The 24,182-nt window shown below is 75.2% G+C and carries 23 protein-coding genes; 8 read left to right on the top strand and 15 right to left on the bottom strand.

What is annotated here, in order from left to right:
* Positions 1-55: 55 nt before the first annotated feature.
* Positions 56-979 carry an aminoglycoside phosphotransferase family protein gene (locus tag AC067J_RS37070; protein WP_478306919.1) on the bottom strand — a complete coding sequence of 308 codons (924 nt, stop codon included), beginning with the start codon at positions 977-979 and terminating at the stop codon, positions 56-58.
* A 67-nt stretch (positions 980-1,046) separates the two neighbouring features.
* Positions 1,047-1,817 carry an alpha/beta fold hydrolase gene (locus AC067J_RS37065; protein ID WP_478306917.1) on the bottom strand — a complete coding sequence of 257 codons (771 nt, stop codon included), beginning with the start codon at positions 1,815-1,817 and terminating at the stop codon, positions 1,047-1,049.
* Positions 1,818-1,922: 105 nt separating this feature from the next.
* Between AC067J_RS37065 and AC067J_RS37060 the strand changes: the two genes are divergently transcribed.
* On the top strand, positions 1,923-2,456 hold the full coding sequence (locus tag AC067J_RS37060) for a PadR family transcriptional regulator (RefSeq protein WP_478306915.1): 534 nt from the start codon (positions 1,923-1,925) through the stop codon (positions 2,454-2,456).
* A 102-nt stretch (positions 2,457-2,558) separates the two neighbouring features.
* Here the strand turns inward: AC067J_RS37060 and AC067J_RS37055 are convergent, their stop codons facing one another.
* The gene (locus tag AC067J_RS37055; RefSeq protein ID WP_478306974.1) at positions 2,559-3,110 is read right to left on the bottom strand and encodes a DUF4396 domain-containing protein; all 552 of its coding nucleotides are present in this window, start codon (positions 3,108-3,110) and stop codon (positions 2,559-2,561) included.
* Between the two features lie 250 nt (positions 3,111-3,360).
* On the opposite strand from AC067J_RS37055, the gene AC067J_RS37050 reads away from it, so the two are divergent.
* Entirely contained in the window at positions 3,361-4,056 is a 696-nt protein-coding gene (locus AC067J_RS37050; protein ID WP_478306913.1) for a class I SAM-dependent methyltransferase, read from the top strand.
* A gap of 390 nt (positions 4,057-4,446) precedes the next feature.
* Entirely contained in the window at positions 4,447-5,289 is an 843-nt protein-coding gene (locus AC067J_RS37045) for an undecaprenyl-diphosphate phosphatase (RefSeq protein ID WP_478306972.1), read from the top strand.
* Positions 5,290-5,520: 231 nt separating this feature from the next.
* Here AC067J_RS37045 and AC067J_RS37040 read toward each other — a convergent pair whose 3' ends face one another.
* Positions 5,521-7,053, bottom strand: coding sequence for a HEAT repeat domain-containing protein (locus AC067J_RS37040; RefSeq protein ID WP_478306911.1), 1,533 nt, complete (start codon positions 7,051-7,053; stop codon positions 5,521-5,523).
* Positions 7,054-7,336: 283 nt separating this feature from the next.
* Here AC067J_RS37040 and AC067J_RS37035 point away from each other — a divergent pair, with 283 nt between their 5' ends.
* Positions 7,337-7,852: a hypothetical protein gene (locus tag AC067J_RS37035; RefSeq protein WP_478306909.1), complete on the top strand. Its 516-nt coding sequence runs from the start codon at positions 7,337-7,339 to the stop codon at positions 7,850-7,852.
* Between the two features lie 103 nt (positions 7,853-7,955).
* Here AC067J_RS37035 and AC067J_RS37030 read toward each other — a convergent pair whose 3' ends face one another.
* A complete protein-coding gene (locus AC067J_RS37030) occupies positions 7,956-9,443 on the bottom strand; it encodes a DNA-binding protein NsdB (protein WP_478306907.1) in 1,488 nt (495 codons plus the stop codon).
* Positions 9,444-9,918: 475 nt separating this feature from the next.
* Between AC067J_RS37030 and AC067J_RS37025 the strand changes: the two genes are divergently transcribed.
* A complete protein-coding gene (locus AC067J_RS37025; protein WP_478306905.1) occupies positions 9,919-11,145 on the top strand; it encodes an aminoglycoside phosphotransferase family protein in 1,227 nt (408 codons plus the stop codon).
* Positions 11,146-11,250: 105 nt separating this feature from the next.
* On the opposite strand, the gene AC067J_RS37020 is transcribed toward AC067J_RS37025, so the two are convergent.
* The 3 genes from AC067J_RS37020 to AC067J_RS37010 form a co-directional block, all read right to left on the bottom strand.
* On the bottom strand, positions 11,251-12,492 hold the full coding sequence (locus tag AC067J_RS37020) for an acyl-CoA dehydrogenase family protein (RefSeq protein ID WP_478306903.1): 1,242 nt from the start codon (positions 12,490-12,492) through the stop codon (positions 11,251-11,253).
* Between the two features lie 469 nt (positions 12,493-12,961).
* Positions 12,962-13,456, bottom strand: a complete 495-nt coding sequence (locus tag AC067J_RS37015) for a hypothetical protein (RefSeq protein WP_478306901.1) — start codon at positions 13,454-13,456, stop codon at positions 12,962-12,964.
* Positions 13,457-14,239: 783 nt separating this feature from the next.
* On the bottom strand, positions 14,240-14,467 hold the full coding sequence (locus AC067J_RS37010) for a DUF397 domain-containing protein (RefSeq protein WP_478306970.1): 228 nt from the start codon (positions 14,465-14,467) through the stop codon (positions 14,240-14,242).
* Positions 14,468-14,724: 257 nt separating this feature from the next.
* On the opposite strand from AC067J_RS37010, the gene AC067J_RS37005 reads away from it, so the two are divergent.
* Together AC067J_RS37005 and AC067J_RS37000 are read left to right on the top strand one after the other, a co-directional pair.
* On the top strand, positions 14,725-15,264 hold the full coding sequence (locus AC067J_RS37005; protein ID WP_478306899.1) for a PTS-dependent dihydroxyacetone kinase phosphotransferase subunit DhaM: 540 nt from the start codon (positions 14,725-14,727) through the stop codon (positions 15,262-15,264).
* A gap of 155 nt (positions 15,265-15,419) precedes the next feature.
* Positions 15,420-16,349: an NAD-dependent epimerase/dehydratase family protein gene (locus AC067J_RS37000; protein WP_478306897.1), complete on the top strand. Its 930-nt coding sequence runs from the start codon at positions 15,420-15,422 to the stop codon at positions 16,347-16,349.
* 18 nt (positions 16,350-16,367) lie between these two features.
* Here the strand turns inward: AC067J_RS37000 and AC067J_RS36995 are convergent, their stop codons facing one another.
* The 6 genes from AC067J_RS36995 to AC067J_RS36970 form a co-directional block, all read right to left on the bottom strand.
* Positions 16,368-16,856, bottom strand: coding sequence for an NUDIX hydrolase (locus tag AC067J_RS36995; protein ID WP_478306895.1), 489 nt, complete (start codon positions 16,854-16,856; stop codon positions 16,368-16,370).
* Positions 16,857-17,080: 224 nt separating this feature from the next.
* Positions 17,081-17,797 (bottom strand): NeuD/PglB/VioB family sugar acetyltransferase, encoded by a 717-nt coding sequence (locus AC067J_RS36990; RefSeq protein ID WP_478306893.1) that lies wholly within the window; start codon positions 17,795-17,797, stop codon positions 17,081-17,083.
* 26 nt (positions 17,798-17,823) lie between these two features.
* Entirely contained in the window at positions 17,824-18,690 is an 867-nt protein-coding gene (locus AC067J_RS36985) for a sugar transferase (RefSeq protein ID WP_478306891.1), read from the bottom strand.
* 39 nt (positions 18,691-18,729) lie between these two features.
* Entirely contained in the window at positions 18,730-19,929 is a 1,200-nt protein-coding gene (locus AC067J_RS36980; protein WP_478306889.1) for a glycosyltransferase family 4 protein, read from the bottom strand.
* Positions 19,922-20,764, bottom strand: coding sequence for a polysaccharide deacetylase family protein (locus AC067J_RS36975; RefSeq protein WP_478306887.1), 843 nt, complete (start codon positions 20,762-20,764; stop codon positions 19,922-19,924). The genes AC067J_RS36980 and AC067J_RS36975 overlap by 8 nt, the downstream gene beginning before the upstream one ends.
* A gap of 233 nt (positions 20,765-20,997) precedes the next feature.
* A complete protein-coding gene (locus AC067J_RS36970; protein ID WP_478306885.1) occupies positions 20,998-21,270 on the bottom strand; it encodes a hypothetical protein in 273 nt (90 codons plus the stop codon).
* 659 nt (positions 21,271-21,929) lie between these two features.
* Here AC067J_RS36970 and AC067J_RS36965 point away from each other — a divergent pair.
* Positions 21,930-23,036 carry a polysaccharide deacetylase family protein gene (locus tag AC067J_RS36965; protein ID WP_478306883.1) on the top strand — a complete coding sequence of 369 codons (1,107 nt, stop codon included), beginning with the start codon at positions 21,930-21,932 and terminating at the stop codon, positions 23,034-23,036.
* 371 nt (positions 23,037-23,407) lie between these two features.
* Here AC067J_RS36965 and AC067J_RS36960 read toward each other — a convergent pair whose 3' ends face one another.
* Complete coding sequence (locus AC067J_RS36960; protein WP_478306881.1) at positions 23,408-24,178, bottom strand: glutamate racemase; 771 nt, start codon at positions 24,176-24,178, stop codon at positions 23,408-23,410.
* Between the last annotated feature and the right edge of the window lie 4 nt (positions 24,179-24,182).

Genomic DNA, 24,182 nt, shown 5'->3' with positions numbered 1-24,182 from the left:
CACCCCCACCACCCGGCGCTCCTCTCGCTCCGGCGCTCCTCTCACCCCCACGCTCCTATCGCCCCAACAGCACCTCGGCTACGGCCCGCTGGGCCGGGTCGATCTCCTCCTCGCCGTCCTCGACGTCCCACAGGACGTTCTGCAGCACCCGGCCGAGGGTCCAGCGGACGGCGCGCGGCCGGTCGAGGGCGAGGCGGTCGGTCATCAGGTCGAAGCGGCGGCGCAGCGCGCCCGGCAGGTCACCGGTGGCGGTGAGGTCGGCCCAGCGGTTGCGGAGGGCGGGGAGCAGCTCGAAGCCCGGGTCGCCGGCGAGCGGCTTGGGGTCGATGGCGAGCCAGGGGGCGCGGCCATCCGGCCCGGGCGGGGCGAGCACGTTGCCGTAGTGCAGGTCCCAGTGGAGCAGCCGGTCGCCGGGTTCGGGCCGGACCTCGCGGACGGCGGCGGCGCAGTCCGCGAGCAGCCGGCGGTCGGCCGGGTCGGCGAGTTCGGCGAGCGCTTCCGGGAGGTCGGCCAGCATCGCGTCGACGACGTCCGCCAATGCGCGTACCCCTTCAGGTGCTTGATGCGACGTCAGTTCGGCTAGCAGTGCGGCGATTTCTCCGGCGGCGGCGAGGTCGTCGGGCTCGGCGAGCAGTGAGCGGGCCGGGTCGAGGCGTTCCAGCAGCATCGAGCCGGTCACCGGGTCGTGGTCGAGCAGCCGCACCGCGCTCCGCCCGCCCCAGGTCCGCAGGGCGAGCGGTTCGCCGGCCGTCTCCTCGTCCACGGGCTGGAGTTTGAGCACGGCGGGGGTGCGGTCGTCGCACCGGACCGGGAGGACGAGGCCGACCACGCCGTGCGCGACCGGCCCGTCGGGGCGGAGGGACCAGCGCTCCAGCAGGCCGTCGGCCAGGGAGGGGAGCCCGGCCGCCCACGCGCGGCCGGGCTCCCCGAGGAAGCCGACGAGGGAGGCGGCCAGCGCCTCGGGGACGTGGATCACCATGTCGGACGGCTCCCTGGGTCGGAGGACGGCGGAGTGCGGCGGAGTGCGGCGGGGTGCCGCGGGGTGTTCAGTCGCGGCGCGCCAGCGCGGCGGCGGTGACGGTCGCGAAGCCCTCCGGATTATCGAACATGATGTTGTGCCCGCAGTCCGGGAGTGCCGCGAGCACCACCCCGGCCTCCCGGAGCTGTTCCGCACCGGGGTACGGCCCGTCCTCGGCCGGGTGGAGGAAGGTGCGCGGCAGGTCGAGCCCGATCAGCAGCTCGCGCATGGTCGGGACGGTGCCCCGGCCGCGGTGGACGGCGCTGCGGTGGAGCGCCTCGGGGCCGGCCAGCCGCATGGTCGCCCACCAGAACGGGCCGGCCCACTCCTCCACCTTGTCCCGGCCGCCGGCCAGGAACTCCTCCTCCGTGAAGGTCGCGAGGCCGCTGCTGCCCGGGCCCGGCACGGGGGCGGCCGGGTCGATCGCGGCGTCGACCAGGACGAGGTTGGCGACCAGCCCGGGGTGCCGGTGGGCGAGCACGATCGCGACCGCGCCGCCCATGCTGTGGCCGATCACCTCGACCCGGTCCAGGCCTGCCGCCCGGACCGCCGTGGCGACCGCGTCGGCGTGGTCCTCCAGCGTGTAGGCGAAGTCGGCGGGCCGGTCGCTGATGCCGAAGCCGAGCAGGTCGAGCAGGAGCGAGCGGTGCCCGGTGAGCAGCGGGTGGGCCGCGGCTGCGGCGAAGTAGACGGGCGAGCTGGAGCCGAGGCCGTGCAGGTAGAGGCGGGCGGGTTCGACGCCGGGGACCTCCACCCAGCGGATTCGGTCGCCGTTCGGGGTGACGGTGGCTTCGCGCACGGTCGTGTTCCTCCTCGGTTCGGTGGGGTGACGGCACGACCATACCTCGACTCCGAGGTATAGCAATATCGATATATTCACGCCGGCATCTGAGAGAGTGGCCCCATGCTGAAACTCGCGATCCTCGGGTTCCTCCACGACCGGCCGCTGCACGGCTACGAACTGCGCCGGCACCTGGCGGCCCTCACCGGGCACGTCCGGCCGATCAGCGACGGCACGCTCTACCCGGCGATCAAGCGACTGGAGACCGACGGCCTGCTCGTCCGCGCCACCGAGCCCGGCGCGGCGGCGGCCCCCCGGCACACGCTCCGACTGACCGACGCGGGGCGGGCCGCCCTGCTCGACCGGCTCCGCACCCCGGAGGAGCTGGACATCAGCGACGAGAACCGCTGGTTCACCACCCTGGCCTTCCTGCGCCACCTCGACGACGAGCCGGCCGCCCAGGCCGCGGTGCTCCGCCGCCGCCTCGCGTTCCTCAGCGAGCCGGCCAGCTTCTTCTACGACGGCAGCCGCCCGGTCGGCGCCGAGGAGGTCGACGACCCGTTCCGCCGGGGGATGCTGCTGATCGCCCGCGCCACCACCGAGGCCGAGCTGGGCTGGCTGAACGCGACCCTCGCGGAGCTGGACCGGGCACGCTGACCGCACACCCGCCGCACGCGGAACGGCCGCGGCCCACACCACCCCCGGGAGGGTCGGTGCGGGCCGCGGCCGTCGGACCGGGCGGAACAGGCGTCGGCGCCGTCAGTGCTCGTGGTAGGCGTGGACCACGGCGTGACCACGGCCCCGGCCGATCATCCACTTGTTGACCGGGACGGTCAGCGCGAAGGCCAGGAGCAGCGAGCCGGCCAGCGCGAACCAGAACAGCACGTTGCCGAGGCCCGCGTCCATCGCGCCCGGGACGGTCATCATCACGGTGTTGTCGATCAGCTCCATGACGAGGATCGAGACGGTGTCGGCGGCGAGCGCGACCTTCACCGCGGCGCGGACGTCGAGCCCGGCCTTCAGCACGCCGCGCATGGTGAACGCGTAGCCGAAGACGAAGGCCAGCAGGACCGAGAGCACCACGGTCGCGCCGTTGTGCAGGCCGAGGGCGGTGCCGATCACCATGCCGAGGATCTCGCCGATGGCGCAGCCGGTGAGGCAGTGCAGGGTGGCCTGCGCGGCGGTCCGCCAGCTCGCGCCGCCGACGCCGTGCCCGTGCCCGTGCTGGGCGCCGTGTTCGGCCTGCCCGTGCCGGGCGTGCTGTCCGTGCTGTCCGTGCTGGGCGTGGCCGGCGTGCGCCGAGTGGTCCATCTCTCCAGTGTGACCCCGATGGCCCTGGTGGCCCTGGTGGCCGCCGTGCCCCTCGTGGGCGCCGAGGTGCTCGTGGCCCTCGTGCTGCCGGTGCTCGTGCTGGGCGGGGTGTGCCATGTCGTCCTCCGCTTGCTCGGTCGCTGTCCGCTTCCCGGTTCGTCGATGAATGTATACCCCCCAGGGGTATGTGACAACCATGGATCCGCACGCCCTCTTCCCACCCTCCGCCCGCCGTGTTCGGATGGATCGCATGGCTGACGAACGACGCACGGGGTACGACGGGACCGGCCCGGGGGCGATCACGCCGGACGGCTGCGCGGTCGAGATGTACGGGCGGCTGCGGCCCAACGGCGAGCCGGAGGTGATCGGGCGCGCCGCCCCGGCGGGCGCGAGCATCCTCGAACTCGGCTGCGGCGCGGGCCGGGTGACGCACCCGCTGCTGGACCTCGGGTTCCGGGTGACGGCCGTGGACGAGTCGGCCGAGATGCTGGCCCGGGTGCGCGGGGCACGGACCGTCCGCAGCCCGATCGAGCGACTGGACCTCGGCGAGCGGTTCGACGTCGTCCTGCTCGGGTCGTTCCTGGTCCACGCCGGCGATGCGGCGGTCCGGCGCGGACTGCTGGACACCTGTCGGCGGCACGTCGCGGCGGACGGCTGCGTGCTGCTCCAGCGCGAGGGCGAGGACTGGCAGCGGAACGTGCCCCGTGAGCGGCCGCTCGCCCCGGACGGGCTGGTGCGGGTGGTCTCGGCCACACCCGTCGCGGACGGCGTCAACCGCGTGCACGTCGAGTACGAGTTCCCGGACGCGCGGTGGACCCAGACCTTCCTCTCCCGGCCGCTCGACACGGATCAGTTCGAAGGGGCACTGGCCGAGGCCGGGCTTGCCGTCGAGTCCTACCTCACCGAGGACCGGGTCTGGGTGCGGGCCCGGCCCGTCGCCGGCTGAGCCGCCGCCCGTCCGCCCACTCCCCACCCTCACCCGCCCTCGCCCTCGCCCTCACCCCGAGCAGCCCGCCCCCGGTCGGCCCCAGCCGACGGCCCGGCCGGCCCGGACGGGCCCCGGCCCCCCGAACGGGACCGGACGGGACCGGACGGCCGGGGGGGTGTGCGCAGCGGCGGGGGCGAGCGACAGCCCGTCACCTGAACGGCGTAGCATGCAGGCGCACGCCGGGCCCGCGCGCGGCCCGAGCGCCGGGCGGGACCGGTGGTTCGCCTGCCATCGGACCGTGCCACTCGCATGCGCCGGCCGCATGCCGCAGGGGCCTGTTCCCGCACCGACCAACAAGGACCGCTGAATGCGCATCGAGCGACGGATACCCTCGGCGGGTGTCCGGTGATCGACTGGTTCCACGGGGCCGTCCTCGGCCTGATCCAGGGGCTCACCGAGTTCCTGCCGATCTCCTCCAGCGCCCACCTCCGGGTCTTCCCGGCCCTGCTGGGCTGGAAGGACCCGGGCGCTGCATTCACCGCCGTGACGCAGCTCGGCACCGAGACCGCGGTGCTGATCTACTTCCGCCGCGACATCGCCTCGATCGTGAAGACCTGGACGCTCTCGCTGTTCCGGCCCGCGCTCCGCTCGCACCAGGACGCCCGGATGGGCTGGTTCGTGATCATGGGCACCCTGCCGATCGGCATCCTGGGCAAGCTGTTCCAGGACACCATCGAGCACGACCTGCGCGACCTGCGGATCATCGGCACCACGCTGATCCTGTTCGGCGTGATCCTGGCGGTCGCCGACCGGACCCGTGCCGTCCGGCACGCCAAGCCGATCACCGACCTGACCCTGCCGCACGCGGCCGGCTACGGCATGGCCCAGGCTCTGGCCCTCATCCCCGGCGTTTCCCGCTCCGGCGGCACGATCAGCGCGGGCCTGCTGCTCGGCTACAGCCGCGAGGCGGCGGCCCGCTACTCGTTCCTGCTGGCGATCCCGGCGGTGCTGGCCTCCGGCGTCCTGGAGCTGTTCAAGATCGGCGAGGGCCCCGCACCGGCCTGGGGGCCGACCATCCTGGCCACCCTGATCGCCTTCGTGGTCGGCTACGCGGCGATCTCCTGGTTCCTGAAGTACATCTCGAACAACAGCTTCATGCCGTTCGTGATCTACCGCATCGCGCTCGGCATCCTGATCATCGTCCTGGTGTCCGTCGGGACGCTGACGCCGGACGCCGGCGTGGTCAAGTGACGCGGTCCGGCGGGCTGCTCGGCCGCGACCGGAACCGCCGGGGCTCCCGCGCCGGAGCCCGAGCCGGAAGCCACGCCGGAAACCGCGCCGGAGCCCGAGCCGGAAGCCGCGCCGGGCGCCACGGCCGGACCACCGGATCGGACCGCGACTAGAACCGCGTTCCACCCGCCGACGACAGCGGGCCGGCCCACCTTCACCAGGTGGACCGGCCCGCTTCGTCGTGTCCGGCGGCTACCGGCTCCGCTCCCGGGCGGCGGTCAGCCGGCCCCGGACGGCGGCGTGGACCTCGGCCTCCTCGGCCGGGTCGGCGGCGAGGCGGCGCAGGCGCTCCAGCACGCGGGCGTCGCCGGTGGTGGCGACGTGCCTCGCGGCGAGCTCCCGAGTGGACTCCTCGCAGTCCCAGAGGCACTCGACGGCCGGCCCCTCCGGGAAGTGCACGTCCGTCGCGGCGAGCGCCCGGGCGGCGCGGCCGCGCAGATCGGAGGAGACGGACTCCCCGTAGATGTGGCGCAGGACCGGGACGGCTCCGGCGGCGGCCAGCCGCCCCGCACCGTCGACCAGCGTCCCGAGCCCGGTGCCGGCGCCGGCCACCCCGCGGACCGAGATCCAGCGGCGCAGCCCGGCCACCACCAGCGGGCCGTCGATGGGCTCCCCCGCGTCGGCCAGCAGCTGGACGGCGGCCTCGCCGAGGGCGCTGTCGGCGCCACCGGTGGCCGGGTCGGCCCAGCGGCGGGCGTGCGCCAGCGCCTCCGGGCCGCGCATCCGGCCGAGCAGTTCCAGGGCGAACCGGACCAGCCGGTCGTCCACGTCGGAGGCGGCCGCCTCGATCAGGTCGGCCGCGGCCGGGTCCCGCTGGTCCACCAGGTGCCGCAGGGCGGCGCGGCGGGCGCCGGGCAGGCCGGCGCGGGCGGCTTCCAGTACGGCGGGGCGGTCCTCGGGCCGGACCACGGCGGTCAGGCAGCGGGCGGCGGCGGCGGCGCGGCGGTCCACCGCGTCGGGGCCGGCGGTGTCATCCGCATCGCGGCCGTCCCGCAGGTCACGGGCCGGATCGGTCCGGTCGGGCCGCCCGGCGAAGGCGGTGGCCCGCAGGCCCCCGAGTTCGCCCTGGTCGGCCCAGGCGAGCACGTCGGCGGTGGACCAGCCGGGGGTGACGCCGCTGCGGTTCAGCTGGCGCTGCCAGAGGTCGAACGGGGACTGCTCGCTGGCGGCCGCCACCCGCGGGTGGTAGGCCGCCCAGAGCCGCCAGGGCCGGGGCTCGTAGGCGGCGCGGATGGTCTCGCGCAGTTCGGCGTCGCCCTCGGGGCCCGGCGCGAAGTGGTCCAGGACGGCGGTGCCGAGCAGCAGCAGGCCGCGGTCGTCGTCGCGCAGCGCGAGCTCGTCGAGGGCCCAGGCCCAGTTGGTGCCGGTCGCGGCGTACTCGCGGAGCATCAGCAGCGCGTCGCGGCGTCCGTACGCGGCGAGGTGGCCCAGGACGGAGAGCGCGAGGCCGGTCCGGGACTCGTCCTCGTCGAGGAGGTCCTCCGGGGAGTGGAGGTGGTCCTCGATGCCGTCGAGCGGCGCCTCCAGTTCCATGTAGAGGCGCGCGTAGTAGAGGGAACGGTTCTCGACCTGCCAGTCGGCTCTCGGGTCCCTGGTGACGCACTCCTCCAACGCGGCGATGGCCTCGGTGCGGTCGGCGGCCAGCGCATGGAGCTGCCCGTCACCGCGACCTCGCTGAAGGAGGCCGAGGAGGCTGGCACTGGGTGCTATCACTGGCTCGAACATGAGGTCAGCATCCGTTGCGGCGGTCGTAGTGGCAACGGGATTTCCGTCGCCGGGGTCTCTGGTCGGTACTGCGGTGGGCGCCCGGGCGCCGGAATCACCGAAGGTTACCGCCTCGGGCACCCTGCCGCACACAGGGCGACCGACCCTTTGTGCGCACTGGCATATGCCTGGGGAATTTTGCCTGCGTTCTGTCCAAATCGCCCACAAGGGTGACGCCGCTGTGCGACAGTCTTCCTCACCACCCGACCGGCCCGCCCACCACCTCGGGATCACTGGACTTGCCATGATCATGACGAATGCCGCCACCGGCCCCCCGGGCGCCGCCGCGCCTGCCGTCGTGGCCACCGCAGCCACCACGGCAGGCGCGCGCACGGCGAACGGGGACGTCCGGGCGGACGGGGACGGCCCCGCGGGCGACGACGACCCGGCGGGCGAGAGAGTGGACGGCACCACGCAGGCGCCGCCCGACTCCGCCACGGTCGGCTCGGCCGAATGGGACCTGCTCACCGACGACGCCCGGTGGTCCTCGGACGCCTACCGCCTGCTCGGATGCGACCCCGGCCGCGGCCCGCTCAGCCTGGACCGCCTGCCCGACCGGCTGGACGCCGCCGACCGGCCCCAGCTGCGCCGGATGATGACCGACGCCCTGGTGCACGGGCGGCACGCCTTCGGCACCCTCCAGGTCCGCCGCCCCGGCGGCGGGCACGACACGGTCGAGTACAGCGGTGAGCCCGTGCTCGGCACCGACGGCACCGTCACCGCCCTGCGCATGCTGCTGCGCCGGGCCGAATCCTCCTGATCCTCCTGACGCACCTCGTCACCGCGCCACCGAGCCGCCGCACCACCCCGTCACCGCGGCTCCGCCCGGGAGCCGGACGGCCCGGACTCAGGACGACCCGGGCTCAGGACGGCCTCGGCCGGTTCTTCGCGTCCGCCGACCGCAGCTCCCGGCCGAGCTCGGCCCGGAGCTCGTCCACCACCGGCACGCCCCGGTAGCGCGCGGTCAGCCGGTACATCTCCCGCAGCCGGTCCCAGGTCCGGTGCGAGGAGTTCTGGCCGATCAGGTTCATCACCATCTTGACCTGGAGGCCCGCCGCGTCCGGCTCCCCGGTGATCCAGTGCACCGAGGCCAGCGTGATCCGGTCGAACAGCGCCGACCGCAGCTGACCGGTGCCCTCGCGCAGCGCGATCACCCGCTCGGCGTGCCGGCACGCGTCCGCGGCGGCCGACGCGTCGTGCTCGGCGAGGGTCCGCAGCACCAGCGCCTGCATCCCGCGCAGCTCCGCCTCGTCGAAGACCTGCATCCAGGACGGCGGCGGCCCGGTGACCTCCTCGGCGAAGAGGTCCTCGGCCTCGCCGAGCAGCCGCCGGGTCGCCTGCGACTGCCCGATCGAGGCGTGCGCCCAGGCCTCCACGGTGTTCAGCATCGCCCGGGTTCTCGGCAGCATCCGGCCGCCGCCGCCCGCCTTGGCCGCCGTCATCAGGTCGATCGCGTCGTCGGCCCGCCCGAGGTGGACCATCTGCCGGGCCGCCCGCGAGATCGCCTCCCCGGCGCGCGGCCGGTCACCGGCTTCCTTCGCCGCCTCGGCGGCGAGCATGAAGTACTTCTGCGCGGTCGGCTCCAGGCCGACGTCGTGCGACATCCAGCCCGCCAGCACCGCGAGGTTGGCCGCGACCAGCCACAACCGCTGCTCCACGGCGGCACCGTGGCGGTGCGTCAGCAGGCCTCCCACCTCGTTGAGCTGACCGACCACCGCCTTCCGCTGGAGGCCGCCGCCGCGGGCCGCGTCCCAGGCCCGGAACACCTGCACCGAGCGCTCCAGCGCCTCCACCTCGTCGGGCCCCACCGGGCCCGCGTCGTACAGGTCCACCACCGGGCGGGCACCGCCCTGGGCGACCACCGGTCGGGGCCCGGGCGCCGAGGCCGCGTACGCGACCGCGTCCCCGCCCAGCCAGCCCTTGAGGGAGTCGGCGACGACCGCCCCGGCCGTGAGCGCGGCGCCCGCGCCCACCAATCCACGTCGGTTCAGCATGAGGTCCATTCCCGTGAACTCGGTGAGGACCGCGGCCGTTCGATCCGGCTCCCATAACGACGAGGTGGCGGACTGCGCCGCTCCGGTCCTGGTGGGCCGGTGTCGTTCCAGACCGAGGTCCTCAGTGGTGACGACACGGCCGAGCCGCTCCGTGAACACGGCTGCCAGCACCCTCGGCACCGGGTCGCGCGGGACCTCGCCCTGCTCGATCCACCGCCGGACCCGCGAGGTGTCGGTGGACAGCTGCTGCTGTCCCATCGCGGCACCACGCCGGTTGACCAGCCGCGCGAGCTCGCCCTTCGACCATCCGGTCAGGACGAACAGGTCGGCGAGTCGGGTGTTGGGTCCCCTGCTCACGTGAAGCCCCCAGGTTCCTCGGCTGGTTCGAGGCTAGAGGCTCCGTCATGTGCCAGGCGAGCATTCGCCAGGCTTCGCCAGGGCCCGCCACATTACCAACCACCGGCATCCGGGTGTGATGTAGAGGTGCGCCACCTCGACCCCCGGGTCGGGCGGCGTCCCAGGCCGTCAGGGGGGTTGCCCCCGCGGATCGCGGGACGTCCCCGGTCCTCACCCGAGGGGGTGGCGCGGCCGGGTGGCGCGGGGGCGCCGGGCACGGCCACGGCAGTACCGGCCGACCGCATTCCCCAGGGTGCGGACGGCCGGTCCACCGCCGTAGCACGGGGTTCCGACCCCGGCGTCCGTGCCCGGCGCCCGCGCACCACCCAACGGACCGAGCAAGGGCCGCCGTCACGCCAGGAAGCACGCGGCACCGGCCCTCCCCGCACAGGCGGGGTGCACCCGCAGACGGACAGGAAGGGACCCCCCTCACCCCATGTACTCCTCAGCGACCTCCCCGACGCCGACCGCGACCCGCACGGCGCTGCGCCCCCCCACCGCAGCCGCCGGCCGTCCCGGACCGAAGCAGGTGCCGCCGACCCGGCCCGCCGCCCCTCGCGGCGCCGACGGCCGGTCCGCGGACGCGCGGGGCCAGGCCGCCCGGACCGCGCTGGGGCTGCGCGCACCGGAAACCGCCCTCCCGGCGGGCGCGCGAATCCCCGGCGCGCGGATTCCCGGCGCGCGCCCCGGCGACGGCCGGCTGCTGCGCCCGCCGCTCCGCCCGGGCCAGTCCGGCATCCAGGAGCGGATCGACCCCGCGGCCCTGCAGACCCCCGCGGTCCGGGCCGCGCTCGCCGGGGTCGCGCGGATATGCCCCGCGTTCACCCCGCGCCAGGTGCTGCGCGAGGGGAGCCGCCACATCCTGGTGGCGGGCACCATCGGCCGCGCGCCGGTGGTGGCCAAGTGCCTGGCCCCGCAGGCGGTCCGCAGTGAGTACTTCGAGCAGCTGGTGGCCGACTTCCACCACGAGGTCGCGGTCTACCGGGCGTTCGTCCGGCACCGCCCGCCGGTGCGGCTGCCCCGCCTGGTGGCGGCCGACCACGACCGCTGCGTGCTCGTCATGGAGCGCGTCCCCGGCCGGCCGGCCGCGCGGGAGCGCCACCCGGTCAACGCGCCCACCCCGGGCGAGGTCCGGGCGCTGCTCACCGCCGTCCGCACGCTCAACCTCTGGCGGCCGCCGACCGACGTGTTCCAGCCACGGCTGGACTACCAGCTGGAGATCGCCCGGTACCACTCGGTGGGGCAGCTCACCGACCGGGACGCCGGCGACCTGCGCGGCCTGCTGCACGGGCTCGGCCACGTGCCGCTCCAGCTCTGCCACGGGGACGCGCTGCTCAGCAACATGCTGCTGGCGCCGTCGGGTCCGGTCCTGGTCGACTGGGAGCAGGCCGGCTGGTACCTGCCCGGCTACGACCTGGCGGTGCTGTGGAGCGTGCTCTCCGGGGACACCGCGGCCCGCCGCCAGATCAGCCAACTCGCCCAGAGCGGTGGCACGATGGCCAGGGACGCGTTCCTGGTGAACCTGGTGCTGGTGCTGATGCGGGAGATCCGGCTGTACGACGTGCCGGGGGCCGGCGAGGAGCAGCGGATCATGATCCGCCGGCTGTACGACGACGCCGCGCTGGCCCGCCGCGCGGTCCGGGCGGCCGTCGGCACCCGCTGAGCGGGCGTTTCCCGGGTCCGGCACCAACTCCGGGGCCGGGGCCGGACCCGGCTCCGGCCCCGCGGCCGGGTCCTCGGCTCGGGGTCCGGGCTCCGGATCCTCGGCTCAGGGTCGGGCGCCGCGCTCCAGCGCCGCCCGGCCGGCGGCTTCCAGGACTGCCTCCTCCGGGGCGAGGTGGACCCTGCTGCTCAGCACGTCCCGGAGGTAGCGCTCCAAGGGGTGACGCCGGCTCAGACCCGGGTTCCCGGTGAGCGAAACGGCCTGCTGGACGGCCGATATGGCCGCCCGGGTGGCCAGCAGGTGGGCCGGACCGGTGCGGGCGACCGCGTCCGGCTCGGCCCGGTCCACGCGCGGGGCCAGGCCGTGGACCAGTTCCTCGGCGCCGATCAGCTGGGCCTCGATCTCGCCCAGCGCGGAGCGGTACCGGGGCAGGCTGCCGAGCGGCTCGGTCAGATTGGCCGGAGTGCGCTGGTGCAGGAACCGGACCAGCCAGTCCTGGGCGGAGCGGGCGACCCCGACGGCGACCGCCGAGAGCGCCAGGTCGTGCCAGGCACGGGTGAGTTCGGCCGCCGGGACGCCTGCGGCCGGGGCGGCGGCGTGCGCCTGGGCGGAGGCGGCGGTTCCGGTCCTCGGGGTCCCGCCCTTCGGCGTTGTGAGGCCGAGCGCGAGCTCCGCCGGGACGTAGACGTCCTCCAGGACCACGTCGTGGCTGGCGCTGGCGCGCAGGCCGAGCTGGTCCCAGGTCGGGTCGACCTCCAGACCCTCGCTCTCGCCGCGGACCAGGAAGGTGCCGACCCGCGGCACCGGTTCGTCGGTCCGCGCCGTCACCGCCATCCACGCCAACGCCTCGGCGCCCGTGCAGTAGGTCTTCCGGCCGCTGAGCAGCCAGCCGTCGCCGTCCCGCCGGGCAACCGTGGCGGGCGGCGCGCCCGTCCGGCCACCGGGCTCCACGCGCAGGGTGTTGACCAGCGCCGGGCCGCGCCGGGACTCGTTGAGCAGCCGCCGGTAGCCCGCCGTCGGCCAGCCCGCCACCCGGGCCTGCTCGGCGTGCTGGAGCAGGGTGAACGCGGTGACCACGGCCACCGAGGCGTCCCCGCGCCCGAGTTGGGCCAGCACCCGGACGGTGTCGGCGAGCGTGCCACCGGGGCCGCCGTACCGGCGGTCGACGGTCAGGGTGAGCAGCCCGGCCTCGTGCACCGCCTCGATGCCCTGGTACGGGAAGGTCGCGTCGCGGTCGTGCTCCTCGGCCCGCGCGGCCAGCAGGTCGACGACCCGGGGCAGTCCCGCGAGGGCGGCCGCGACGGGCGACTGGGCGACGGGCGACTGGTCGGCAGCGGTGGTGGTCATGGTGCTGGTGCCTCCGGGCGGCAGCGTGGGCTCGGCATCTGCGGGCGGCACGCCGGACGGGCGCGCGGTACCGGTGGGCGGCCCCGGAGGTCAGCGGAACGCCCGCCCCCGGATCGGCGCCGGCCGCTCGGCCGGCCGCCCACCGCCTCGGGGACGAATCCCCCTCAGCAGCCCGGACACGCCGCGCTGGCGGTGCGCCGCAGGTCGAGGTAGCTGCGGCGGGTCAGCAGCGGGAGACGGCACGACATGTTCGCGACTGTACGAAGCCGTGATCGAAACCGTCAAGCAGCGCCCGGTGCCCGGAACCGGACATCCGACCGGCCCCACGACGGGACGTGCGACCGAACACACGACCGGACGTTCGGCCGAATGTGCGACCGGATGCCTGGAGGGACACCCCGCCAGGCGTCCGGAGGGGCGCCGAACGGGAAGCGGAACCCTGCCTTCCGGGGCACGGTTCCGGCTCCGGTCAGCCCTGCTGGAACATGTCCGCGGGCAGCGGCTTGAGCAGCTGGTAGAGGTCGTCCGAAATCGGTCGGTCCCAGGAGGCGATGGTGACCTGCACCCCGTCACTCCTGCCGAACTGGGAGCAGAACACCCGCCCCTCGCTGACCTTGACCTTCTTCACGATCAGCAGGTCATCCCCGAGCATGACGGGGAAGTCCTCCTCCGAGACGAACTCGACCGGTTCCTCGTCGCCCAGCGCCGCGAGCAGCTGCCGGACCTCGAAGGGCACGCTGTCCCCGGTCTCGCGGGCCGGCGACCCCTCGGGGAGGTTGCCGATGAACATCGCCGGACCTCTGCCGCCGAACAGGTCGTAGCGCAGGAAAATCCCCTGGCAGGAGCCGTCGGGGCCGGTCATCATGGCCGCGCCGAAGTCCCCGGGCCAGTCGCCCGGGTCCATGGCGAGCACGTCGAAGTCCGGGCCGGTGGGCTGGCCGGAGCGACGGCGGAGAAAAGACATGGGAACATCGTACGTGCCCTGCACACCGCGCTCACGGGGTGGGTGGGGCGCCGGACGGAGATCCACGCTCAGAGACCAATGTTGACTCTGAGCAACCGTCCGGGCTACGTTCGGTTCAGCACGACAGCCGTTCTGGGTTTCACCCTTCGGGGGGACGGCATGTCGCAACGCGGCCCTACACGCGTACTCCCTCACTGTGCACACCGTCGTGCCGAACCGCCGAGCACCCAGCTTCGTCGTCGCACACAGCACAGCACACAAGCCAACAGTTCCATGCACACAAGCAAGGTCCGCGGGGCCCCGGCCCGTCGCTCCCGTGGACCTGCTCGGGACGCCGCCGCGTGGGGGCGTGCGGGTCCCGAGCACAGGCACCGGCTCCGAGTCGCTCTCGGTTTCGGCGCCATCCTCCCGGCGACTGCCGGCCCCTCGTGGGCCGGGACCGGCCGACGCACCCCGGTGCGCAGGGGATGACTGGGAGGAAGGCCCGGCAGCGCTGTCGGGCTTGCACAGCAGGCGCCGTGTCTGGCCGCGTGGGGGCGGTGGGCACGGCGTCTGCCTGTGCTCATACTCTGAGCTGCGTTTGTCTAACAGTCAACAGAAATTATGACGGGGCACGCTCAAATGTGATCAGAAAGATGACCAGCAGAGACCTTGGTGCCGGACCGGGGGTCCGGGCCGGCACCGGACGCCGTCCGAACCGCCGGGCGGCGGGGTCCGGACTCCCTGCCCGGACCCCGATCCGGACCGCGGTCCGGCTCCCCTGCCCCGCCCCGGCTCCGACCCTCAGGTGAGGTCGAACTCGCCGTCCCGCGCACCGAGCACGAAAGCGCGCCACTCGGCCGGCGTGAACACCAGGACCGGGCCGTCCTCCTGACGGCCGTCCCGCATGCCGATGTAGCCGTCCACGAAAGCGATCTGGACGTCCCCGACACCCTGGCTGCTGCACAGCCAGGTGGCCCCCGCGAAGTCCACCTTCGGCTTCCCGTTCGCCCCGAGCTCCACCGGCTCCACCGAACCCACCTCGGTCCCGCTGTTGGCTGCCACTGCTGGTATCTCCTCCCGACGGCCTGGACGGGCCCAGCCTAGTCACCGCGGCCGCCCCGGTCAGCGGGTCGCCCGGGACTCCCCCGACCGGGGCCGACGGCCCGTCAGCGGCCCCGCCGCCGCCCCGGTTGTGCTAGGGCGTGTCCCGCGCGGGCGGGCGGCGGACGAGCTGCCAGAGTGTGGGAAGCCCCCACCGCCCCGCCCAACTCCCCCAGGAGCAGCCGATGAGCCGCCGGGACGGCACCCGCGCCGATGTCATCCCCATCTCCGAGGCCCCCTCAGCCCACCCCCCGGCGCCCCGCACCCCGCCGTCCCGCACGCCGCTGCCCCGGCCGACCCCGGGCCGCCCGCCCGCACACGGCCGGGTGGGCGTCGTCCTGGTCTCGCACAGCCAGGAGCTGGCCACCGCCGTCCGGGCCATGGCGCTCTCGCTCGCCGACTCCGACTCCCCCGCACCGGTCTCCGCCACCGGCGGGGACCTCGTCGCCGGACCCGGCATCAGCGCGGTGCTGGTGGCCGCCGCCACCCGCCGGGTCGACCAGGGGCACGGGGTGGTGATCCTGGCCGACCTCGGCGGCGCGGTGACCACCGTCCGCGCGCTGCTCACCGACGCGGACGAGCACGGCCTGCCGTTCCCGGTCCGGTTCGCCGACGCGCCGTTCGTGGAGGGCGCGGTGGCGGCGGTGGCCACCGCCACGGCCGGCGGCGACCTCGCGGCCGTCCTGGACGCCGCCGAGGAGGCGTACCGCCAGCACAAGGGCTGAGACTGTCCGGACCCGTCCGGACCTGTCCTGCCCCGGGCGGATCCCACCGGTTCCGGCCGTTCTCGGTGTTCCACCCCACGGGCGGTGACCGCCCGGCTACCATCGGCGCAGAACCGGCCGAGCGGGCCGGGTGGTCCGAGGGGGGAACCTCAGCCATGCGCGTGGTCGTCACCGGCGGAGCCGGATTCATCGGGGCCAACCTGGTCCGGGCCCTGCTGGACCGGCCGGAGGTGGACGAGGTCCGGGTCGTCGACGACCTCTCCACCGGGGACAAGGCCAACCTGGCCGGGACCGCCGCCGTGCTCCACGAGGGCACCGTCCTGGACCCTGCGCTGCTGGACGAGGCCTTCGCGGGTGCCGACGCGGTCGTCCACCTGGCCGCGCTGCCCTCCGTCCCCCGCTCGGTGGCCGATCCGCTGGCCAGCCACCACGCCAACGCCACGGGCACCCTGGAGGTGCTGGAGGCGGCCCGCCGGGCCGGCGGCGCGTACGTGGCCGCGGCGTCCTCCTCCTCGGTCTACGGCGCCAACCGCGAACTCCCCAAGCGGGAGACCATGCGGACCGCGCCGATGAGCCCGTACGCGGTCAGCAAGCTGGCCACCGAGGCGTACCTCGCGGCGTACCACCACTGCTACGGGCTGGGGGTGCTGCCGCTGCGGTTCTTCAACGTGTTCGGCCCGCTGCAGCCCGCCGGGCACGCCTACGCGGCCGTGGTGCCGGCCTTCCTCGACGCCGCACTGGCCGGGCGGCCGCTGACCGTGCACGGGGACGGCGGGCAGAGCCGGGACTTCACCTACGTCGGCACCGTCACCCAGGTGATCACCGACGCGGTGCTGCGCCGGGTGGTGCACGCCGACCCGGTGAACCTCGCGTTCGGCACCCGCACCTCGCTGCTGGAGCTGGTCGGCGAGCTGGAGTCGGTGCTCGGCCACCCGGTCGAGGTCGCGCACACCGAGCCGCGGCGCGGCGACGTCCGGGACTCGCAGGCCGACAACGCGCGGCTGCGCGAGCTGTTCCCGGACGTCCGGCCGGTGCCGCTGCGCGAGGGCCTGGAGCGCACGGCCGCCTGGTTCCGCACGCTCTAGCGGCCGCCTGGTGGGCCCTCAGGACCGTTCCGCGCCCGACCAGGCGAAGGCCGCCCCGGGGTGGTCGGCGAGGGCGTGCCGCAGGCACTCCAGCTCCGTCTCGGCCATCGGCGGCAGCTCGTCCGGCGCGAACCAGCCGACCGCGAGCGTCTCGTCCTCGTCGACCCGGGCCTCACCGCCCACCGGCCGGCAGCGGAAGACCAGCACCAGGTACTGCGTCATGTCGCCGTTGGGGTAGGTGACCTGCGGCGAGACGGTGGTGAAGGCGAGCCGCTCGGGCACGGCGACCACCCCGGTCTCCTCCAGGCACTCGCGGACCGCGCCGTCGGCGGGCTGCTCGCCCGGGTCGAGGATGCCGCCGGGCGGGGCCCAGCAGCCGTCGTCCTTGCGCTGGACGAGCAGGACCCGGCCGGCGTCGTCCACCACGACCGAGACGGCGGCGCTGAGCCAGAGCAGACGGGTGCCGACCACGGAGCGCAGGTCCGCGAGGAATTCGGGAATGGCCATGTCCCGCAGCCTATCCGGGTCCCGGGGCCGGTCCGGGCCGCTCGGCCCGGGCCGGTCGGCCCGGGGCGCCGGGCCCGTCAGGGGGCCGCCGGGTCCCGCCGGAGGGGCAGCCCGGCCGGCCGCGCCGGATCGGCGCACGGCGCCGGGCGCGCGCCGCTCCCGCGTGCCGCGCGCGGGGGCACGGCGCCTCCCGCCCGGGTCGCGTACGCCCCCGGGCCCACGGCCTAGGAGACGCCCGGGGAGACGCCCGCGGGGGCGTCGGGGGACGTGTCGGGGGACGTGTCCGGGGAAGGGCTCGGCGACGTGCCCGGGGACGTGCCCTTGTGCAGCGGCCGGGCCGGGGAACCGACCACCACCTCGCCGGGCGGCACGTCCCTGGTCACCACGGCGGCCGCGCCGACGAAAGCGCCCGCGCCGACCTTCCGACCCTGGAGCACCACCGCGTTCGAGCCGACGGTGGCCCCGTCGGCGAGCAGCACCGCCCCGGAGACGTTCCCGCCCGGATAGACCGTCACCCGCTCACCGGACACGGTGTCGTGGCCGACGGTGGCGTTGTAGTGGACCTGGCTGTGTGCGCCGAGCCGGACCCCGCTGGAGACGTACGCCCCGCCCATCACCAGGCAGCCGGGGCCGAGCACGGTCTCCGGTGCGATCAGCGCCCGCGGGTGCACCAGCGTGACCGGCTCCGCGCCCAGGCCGTCCAGCAGGGCGGTGAGCCGCTTCCGGATGGCCGGGTCCGCGATGCCGACCAGGTAGCGGGCGCCGGGTCCGAGGTCCTCGGGCCTGCGGACGGGCAGACCGCGGACGGTGGCACCGTGCAGGCGGTCGTCGAGGAACCCCGCGACCGGGACGCCGGCCGCGAGCGCGGTGTCCAGCGCCTCGCGGCCGACACCCCCGGCGCCGGCGATCCAGAGGCCGTGCGGTGCTGTTTCGGACGTCATGGCGACCATCCTGCCGGGTTCCGGGTTCAGGACGCCTCCTCGACGGCGGTGCGGACCGGCGGGGCCAGCCGCGGCGTGCCGCCGTGCCGGGACGCGGCGGCCTGCCGTGCCGGGACGCCCTGCCTCGGTGCCGCCGCCTGCCGCGGTGCGGTCGCCTGCCTGGGCAGGCTGATGGCGGGGAACGGCTCGCGCCCGGGGACGCCCGCCGGTGCCGCTGCGGCCGCCGGACCCACCGGGGCTGCCGGGGCGGCCGGGGCGGCCGGCACCGGGGCTGCCGGGGCGACTGCGGTGGCCGGCGTGGCGGTGTCGGCCGGCTCGGTGGGCGCCGGGAACCCCGGGTTGACCCCGCCGGCCGCGGTGATCCCGGCCGGGCGCAGCAGCACCTTGACGGTGAGCAGCAGGATCCGCAGGTCGAGCCGGAGCGAACGGTGCTGGACGTACCAGAGGTCGAGTTCGATCCGCTGGGGCCAGGTGATCGAGTTGCGGCCCCGGACCTGCGCCCAGCCGGTGAGGCCGGGGCGGACGTCGAGCCGGCCGCGCTGGCGCCGGGAGTAGTGGACGACCTGCTCGGGCAGCGTGGGCCGGGGCCCGATCACGCCCATCTCGCCGCGTGCGACGTTCCACAGCTGCGGCAGCTCGTCCAGGCTGGTCCTGCGGAGCAGTTCCCCGAGCCGGGTGATCCTGGGTGCGTCCGGCTCGTCGGGAAACCGTCTGTCCCGCATGGTGCGGAACTTGAGGATCCGGAACTCCTTGCCGCGCAACCCGGTCCTGGTCTGGTGGAAGAGCACCGGTCCGCCCATGGTGCAGCGGATCAGCAGGGCGATCACCAGGCCGAGCGGAATCGCGACGATCCCGGCCAGGACGGTGACCGCGAGGTCCCCCCCTCGCTTCATGACGGTCCTTCCCCCTGATGCGGTGTGGTGTGGGCGGGCTCAGCCGACCGTCCAGGGCAGTCCCTTGGCGCGGGCGACGGCCGCGTAGGTCTCCAGTGAGACCGCTGCCACGGCGCGCTGGTCGAAGTGCTCCGTGGCGCGGCGCCGGACGGCGGCGCCGAGCCGGTCGCGCAGGCCGGGCTCGGTGAGGAGCCGGTCCAGCGCGTTGGTGAGGGCCCGGGCGTCCCCGGGCGGGGCGAGGAGCAGGTGCTCGTCGTGGGTGCCGATCTCGCGGCAGCCGCGGATGTCGCTGAGCACCATCGGCAGGCCGCCGGCGGCGGCCTCCATGGCGGACCGGGAGAACCCCTCCCGGTAGGAGGGGAGTACGAAGGCGTCCAGGGCCGCGTACACCGCGGGCATGTCGCTGCGCGGGCCCGGGAATTCGACGCCGGCCTCGGAGCCGTGGGCGTCCGGCTTGTCCGGGTCGTCCGGTCCGATCCAGACGAACCGGGCCTTGCCGGCCAGTGCGCGGGCGGCTTCGGCGAACTCGCGGATGCCCTTCTCGGCCACCCGCCGGCCGACCCCGCCGACCAGCAGCTCGTCCGGCCCTACCCCGAGTTCGTCCCGGAGCCGGCTGCGGACGCGGGCGCGGTCGCCCGGGTCGGTGGCGAACCTCGTGAGGTCGACGCCGTTGCCGACCACCCGCGAGCGGCGGGCCGGGACGGCACGGGCCAGCGTCCGGCGGTCCTCGCCGTTCTGGTAGAGCTCCGCGTGCGAGAAGCGGGCCGCGAAGGCCTCCGCCCCGAGCACGAGGGTCCGCTTGGCGAGCGGGTCGTGGGCCTGCGCCCAGAGCCCGTGGCAGGTGTTGACGACGACCGGGACGCGGGCGAGCCGGCCCAGCACGCGCCCGAGCACACCGGTCTTCGGGTTGTGGGTGTGCAGTACGTCCGGGCGGATCCGGTTCAGCACGGCGAGCAGTTCGCGGGCGGCGGCGGCGTCGGCCCGCGGCTGCCAGGCCCGGGTGAGCGCGTGCAGCGGCTCGTGCCGCACCCCGATCGCCTCCAGGTCGGGGACGTACGGGCCGGGTGCGCTGATCCCGTACGTCTCGAACCCGGCCGCCAGGTCGACCTTCAGCTCGGTGGCCAGGAGGAGCTGGAGGCTCATGTCGACGGTGGTCAGGTGGGCGACGCGCAGCGGGCGGCCGCCGGGGCCGCGCAGGCGGGGGAAAGGCAGGCGGGGGAAGGGCGGGCCCTCAGGCACGGGCGCCCACCGCCTTCGCGGTGGCGACGATCCGGGCGTAGGCGCGCTCGGGGAGCAGCCGGCCGTAGAGCTTGGCGCGGAAGAAGTCGATCGGGTCGGTGCGGCGGACCGGCACCCGGCGCAGCCGGACCGGGTCCACGCCGGGCGCGTTGCGGCCGACCTCGCCGGTCGCGGCGGTCCGGAACCGGGCCCGCAGGGCCGGCTCCATGTGCGGGACGGGTACGCCCCAGGTGTAGGCGTAGTGCCGGGGGCGGACGCCCAGGTGCTCCTCGACGTCGTCGTTGCAGGCGTCGAGCTCCGCGACGGAGAGCAGTTCGGGGCGGGCGTGGCTGCGGGTGTGGTTGGCGACCGTGCAGAGGCCGGAGGCGGTCATCTCGCCCAGCTGCTCCCAGCTGAGCGCGGGGGCGCCGGTGGTCTTGGCGGTGGAGCCCGCCCAGCGCATCTCCCCGCCGACGTGCCCGCTGGCCAGGTAGATCGTGAACGGGAGGCGCCGCTCGCGCAGCAGCGGCCAGGCGTTGCGGTAGACGTCGGCGAAGCCGTCGTCGAAGGTGAGGACGGCGCCGGGGGTGCGGCGGCCCGCCTCGATCCGGTCGGTGGCCTCGTCCAGGGAGACCACCCGGCCGGGCGGCAGCTCGGCGAGCAGGTCGGCCTGGGCGGTGAAGTCCGCGGTGGATACGTCCAGTTCGTCCGGGCTTCCGCCGCCGACGCGGTGGTAGATCAGCACGGTGGCGCCCTCGCCGGGGCTGGTCCCGACCCGGCGCGCCAGTTGGCGCTTCACCTGGGCCCGGATCCCCCCGGTGGACGGGGCCGTTCCGGACACGGTGGTGCCGCTCATCGCTCCCCCCTCTGCGGCACCCTCCCCGGCGCCGGCAAGTGGCCTCGCACCCTGGCCAGTTGGCGGCCCGGACGGAATTCACAGTAGGGGGAACTGTGGGGCTGGTGCCCCGGAATTGTGAAAGAAGCGAGAAGGAGTTGGCAGATGGGCCGAAAACAGGCCGATCCGACCGGTTGGGGGCGATCCGGTGTTCAGCACCTGACCGGGTTTGTCGGGAAGCGCTCCGCGGCCGGTCAGGCCGCCGCGCGACGGCGCTGGCGGAACAGCGCGAAGCCGATCCGGCCGAGCAGCAGCACGCCGGCCGCGAGGCAGCCCGCCACGGCCATCGCCCAGGCCGGACCGTCACTGTCCGGAACCACGACGGCGACCACGATGCCCAGCGCGAGGCAGGCCAGGCCGACCAGCGCCAGCGGGACCTGGTGGGTGACCAGGGCACCGCCGTGCCAGAACCGGTCCATCCGGGTCGCACCATGCGGGTGGACGTGATCACGTTCCGCGTCTGCCATGAGCCCAAGGTACCCCGGTGCGGCGGCGGAGGCAGCACGCAGGACGCGATTCGGTGAACACGCTCAGTGATCGCCGTGCGCCCCCGGACCGTCGGCTCCCCCACCCGGGCTCCTTCCGCATTCCGCCCGCCCCCGGCCTTCCCCCCACACACCGGCACACAATCCGGCGCACGCCCGGAGCCCCCGTTTCGGCCCCGTTGCCGGTTGGTTTCCGGCCCCCGAAAAAACCTGGACTGTCCGGTACAACCATCAACGCGCCGTAGCTGTCTCCATTACATTGAGCGATCCAGGAGCCGTCCGCGGTGCGGGTTGGGAGTCCCCGCCGTGGACCGGAGATACCCAGGGGGCGGAGCCGCCGTGCCCTGGAGTCGGAGGCCGGGCTCCGTCCTCCGGCGGTACCGCCACGCCGCATCGGCGACCGAGGGGGAACCGTGCCGCAGTCCCAGTCCACGACATCGACCTCCAGTTCCATGGCCCGGACCGCGGCCGCGGTCAGCGCCCTCACGGGCCTGCGGCCGCTACCGCCGACCGGGGCCCCGTCCACGGGGCGGAAATCCGTGCGCCGGGTACCCGCGGGTCCCGTGCCGGTGACCGTGCCCGCACCCGTTCCGGCGCCCGCGCCGGTGCCGGTGCCGGTACACGCGTCGGTGCCGGTACCCGTGTCCGTGTCCGCCATCGTCACGCCGACCGACGGGCAGCCGGTCGCCGGGCAGGCGTTCGCGGGCCGGCCACTCAGCGCGCAGGCGCTGACCGGGCAGGCACTCACGGGGCAGCCGGCGAGCCCGGGCCTTCGGCCCGCGCCACGGCGCGCACCCGGCCCGGCACCGCGCCCGGACCGGGTCACCGAGGCCTGCCCGGCGGACGCGCGCGGTGCGTGGCTCCGCTTCGCACCCGTCCAGCCGCTCTTCCGGGCCCGGGCCGCGCAGCGGCTCGCCGTGCTCGCGTACCACGGCGTGACCGACCCCCGTTCCTTCGGCGCCCAGCTGGACCGGCTGCGAAGACTCGCCACACCCGTCTCGCTCGCCGCCGTGCAGCAGGCCGTCGCCGAACGGCGCCCGCTGCCCGCCCGCAGCGTGCTGGTGACCTTCGACGACGCCGACCGCAGCGTCCTCACCCACGCGCTGCCCGCCCTCAACGAGCGCGGCATCCCCGCCGCGGCCTTCGTGATCTCCGAACTCATCGGGACGGAGAAGCCGTTCTGGTGGCACGAGGCGGACTTCCTCGCCCGGCACGGCGGGCGCGCCCGCTCGCTCGACTGCGGGCACCCCTCCCAGTTGCTGCGCCGGCTCAAGGCGATGCCCGACCCGGACCGCCGGCGCAGCCTCCAGGAGCTGCGGGTCAGCGCCCACCGCCGCCCGCCCGGCCAGGAACAGCTCACGGCCGCCGACCTGCTCGCGCTCCGCGACGGCGGCGTCGCGATCGGCAACCACACCCAGGGGCACCCGTGCCTCGGGCGCTGCGACGACGCCACCGTCCGTTCCGAGATCACCGGCGCCCACGAGGCCCTCACCCGCTGGCTCGGCGAGCCGCCGACCGCCTTCGCCTACCCCGACGGCGGCCACGACCCCCGTGCCGAAACCGTCCTGCAGGAGCTCGGCTACCGGCTCGGCTTCCTCTCCGACCACCGGCTCGGCCCGCGCCTGCCCAGCCACCCGCTGCAGATCAGCCGACTCCAGGTCGACTCCACCACCAGCTCGCGGCGGTTCGACACCATCCTGTCCGGTCTCGAACCGGCCTACCGCCGCTGGCGCGGCCAGGCCGCCTGACAACCTTGCCCTCTCCCACCCTCTACCCTCACGCCCCCGCAGCGCAGGAAGTCGGCCCACCCGACTTCCTGCGCTCCCCTCGGGGAACCAGCGGCTGGAGCCCCGCTCGCCGCCCGCCCCGAGCCCGTACCCGTCGACCCCCACGTCGCCGACACCACCGACCGCCCCGGGTGACAGGCCCAGCAGCCCGCGGCGAGGACGGCCGAACGCGGCAGCAGGACCCTCCCCACACAGAAAGTCGACCGGGCCGACTTCCTGCGCAGCGAGGAACACCCGACCAGACGACCACCGCGCCGCGAGAACCAACGGCCGGGAACCGCGACGGCCTCGGGGCAGCCTTGCGTCAGAAGGTCGACGGGAGGGGCGGCGGGTCAGGCCGCGGGGGCGGTGAGGGCGAGGGACTGGGGGTAGCCGAGGGCTGCGGCGGGGAGGGCGGCGGGGGCGCCCGCGTGCAGAACGGTGAGGGTGCCGGTGCCCCGGCGGGCGAGGTCCGCGACGCGGCGCAGCGCCTGGGCGGCGACGGGCTCGGCGGAGCCGTGCAGGGTGAGTCCCGGGGCGGCGGTCGGGGCGACGGCGTCCCGGATCCGGTCGGCGACCAGCTCGTAGTGGGTGCAGCCGAGGACCACCGAGGCCGTGCCGGCGGGGGTGCGGGCGGCCGCTGCGGCGATCGCGGCGGTGATGCCCTCGTCGTCGCCGTGCTCGATCGCGTCGGCCAGGCCCGGGCAGGCCACCTCGGTGACGGCAGCGGCCCCGGCGAAGTCGCGGATCAGGCCGCGCTGGTAGGTGCTGCCGGTGGTGGCGGGGGTGGCCCAGATGGCGACCGGGCCGCCGAGGGCGGCGGCCGGCTTGATGGCCGGGACGGTGCCGATGACCGGGAGGTCCGGTTCGAGCTCGGCGCGGAGGGCGGCGAGCGCGTGGACCGAGGCGGTGTTGCAGGCGACGATCAGCGCGTCCGGCGCGTGCGCCGCGGCCGCCCGCGCGCAGCCGAGCGCGAGCTCGGTCACTTCCTCTGGCGTCCGCGGGCCCCAGGGCATCGAGACGGGGTTCGAGGAGAGCACCAGGTCGGCGTCCGGGCGCAGCGTCCGGAGCGCGGCGGCGGCGGCCAGCAGGCCGATTCCCGAGTCCATCAGTGCGATCTTCACGGGT

Source organism: Kitasatospora sp. NPDC042419 (assembly GCF_056437345.1).
This window is presented reverse-complemented; position numbering and strand designations above follow the sequence as displayed.

Coding starts and splice junctions, on each gene's coding strand:
- AC067J_RS36985 (WP_478306891.1), bottom strand. CDS start 18,690: ATGAAGCGAGGGGGGGACCTCGCGGTCACCGTCCTGGCCGGGATCGTC.
- AC067J_RS36995 (WP_478306895.1), bottom strand. CDS start 16,856: ATGGCCATTCCCGAATTCCTCGCGGACCTGCGCTCCGTGGTCGGCACC.
- AC067J_RS37005 (WP_478306899.1), top strand. CDS start 14,725: ATGAGCCGCCGGGACGGCACCCGCGCCGATGTCATCCCCATCTCCGAG.
- AC067J_RS37050 (WP_478306913.1), top strand. CDS start 3,361: ATGGCTGACGAACGACGCACGGGGTACGACGGGACCGGCCCGGGGGCG.
- AC067J_RS37040 (WP_478306911.1), bottom strand. CDS start 7,053: ATGTTCGAGCCAGTGATAGCACCCAGTGCCAGCCTCCTCGGCCTCCTT.
- AC067J_RS37055 (WP_478306974.1), bottom strand. CDS start 3,110: ATGGACCACTCGGCGCACGCCGGCCACGCCCAGCACGGACAGCACGGA.
- AC067J_RS37060 (WP_478306915.1), top strand. CDS start 1,923: ATGCTGAAACTCGCGATCCTCGGGTTCCTCCACGACCGGCCGCTGCAC.
- AC067J_RS37015 (WP_478306901.1), bottom strand. CDS start 13,456: ATGTCTTTTCTCCGCCGTCGCTCCGGCCAGCCCACCGGCCCGGACTTC.
- AC067J_RS37000 (WP_478306897.1), top strand. CDS start 15,420: ATGCGCGTGGTCGTCACCGGCGGAGCCGGATTCATCGGGGCCAACCTG.
- AC067J_RS37035 (WP_478306909.1), top strand. CDS start 7,337: ATGATCATGACGAATGCCGCCACCGGCCCCCCGGGCGCCGCCGCGCCT.
- AC067J_RS37025 (WP_478306905.1), top strand. CDS start 9,919: ATGTACTCCTCAGCGACCTCCCCGACGCCGACCGCGACCCGCACGGCG.
- AC067J_RS37070 (WP_478306919.1), bottom strand. CDS start 979: ATGGTGATCCACGTCCCCGAGGCGCTGGCCGCCTCCCTCGTCGGCTTC.
- AC067J_RS36975 (WP_478306887.1), bottom strand. CDS start 20,764: ATGAGCGGCACCACCGTGTCCGGAACGGCCCCGTCCACCGGGGGGATC.
- AC067J_RS37020 (WP_478306903.1), bottom strand. CDS start 12,492: ATGACCACCACCGCTGCCGACCAGTCGCCCGTCGCCCAGTCGCCCGTC.
- AC067J_RS36990 (WP_478306893.1), bottom strand. CDS start 17,797: ATGACGTCCGAAACAGCACCGCACGGCCTCTGGATCGCCGGCGCCGGG.
- AC067J_RS36970 (WP_478306885.1), bottom strand. CDS start 21,270: ATGGCAGACGCGGAACGTGATCACGTCCACCCGCATGGTGCGACCCGG.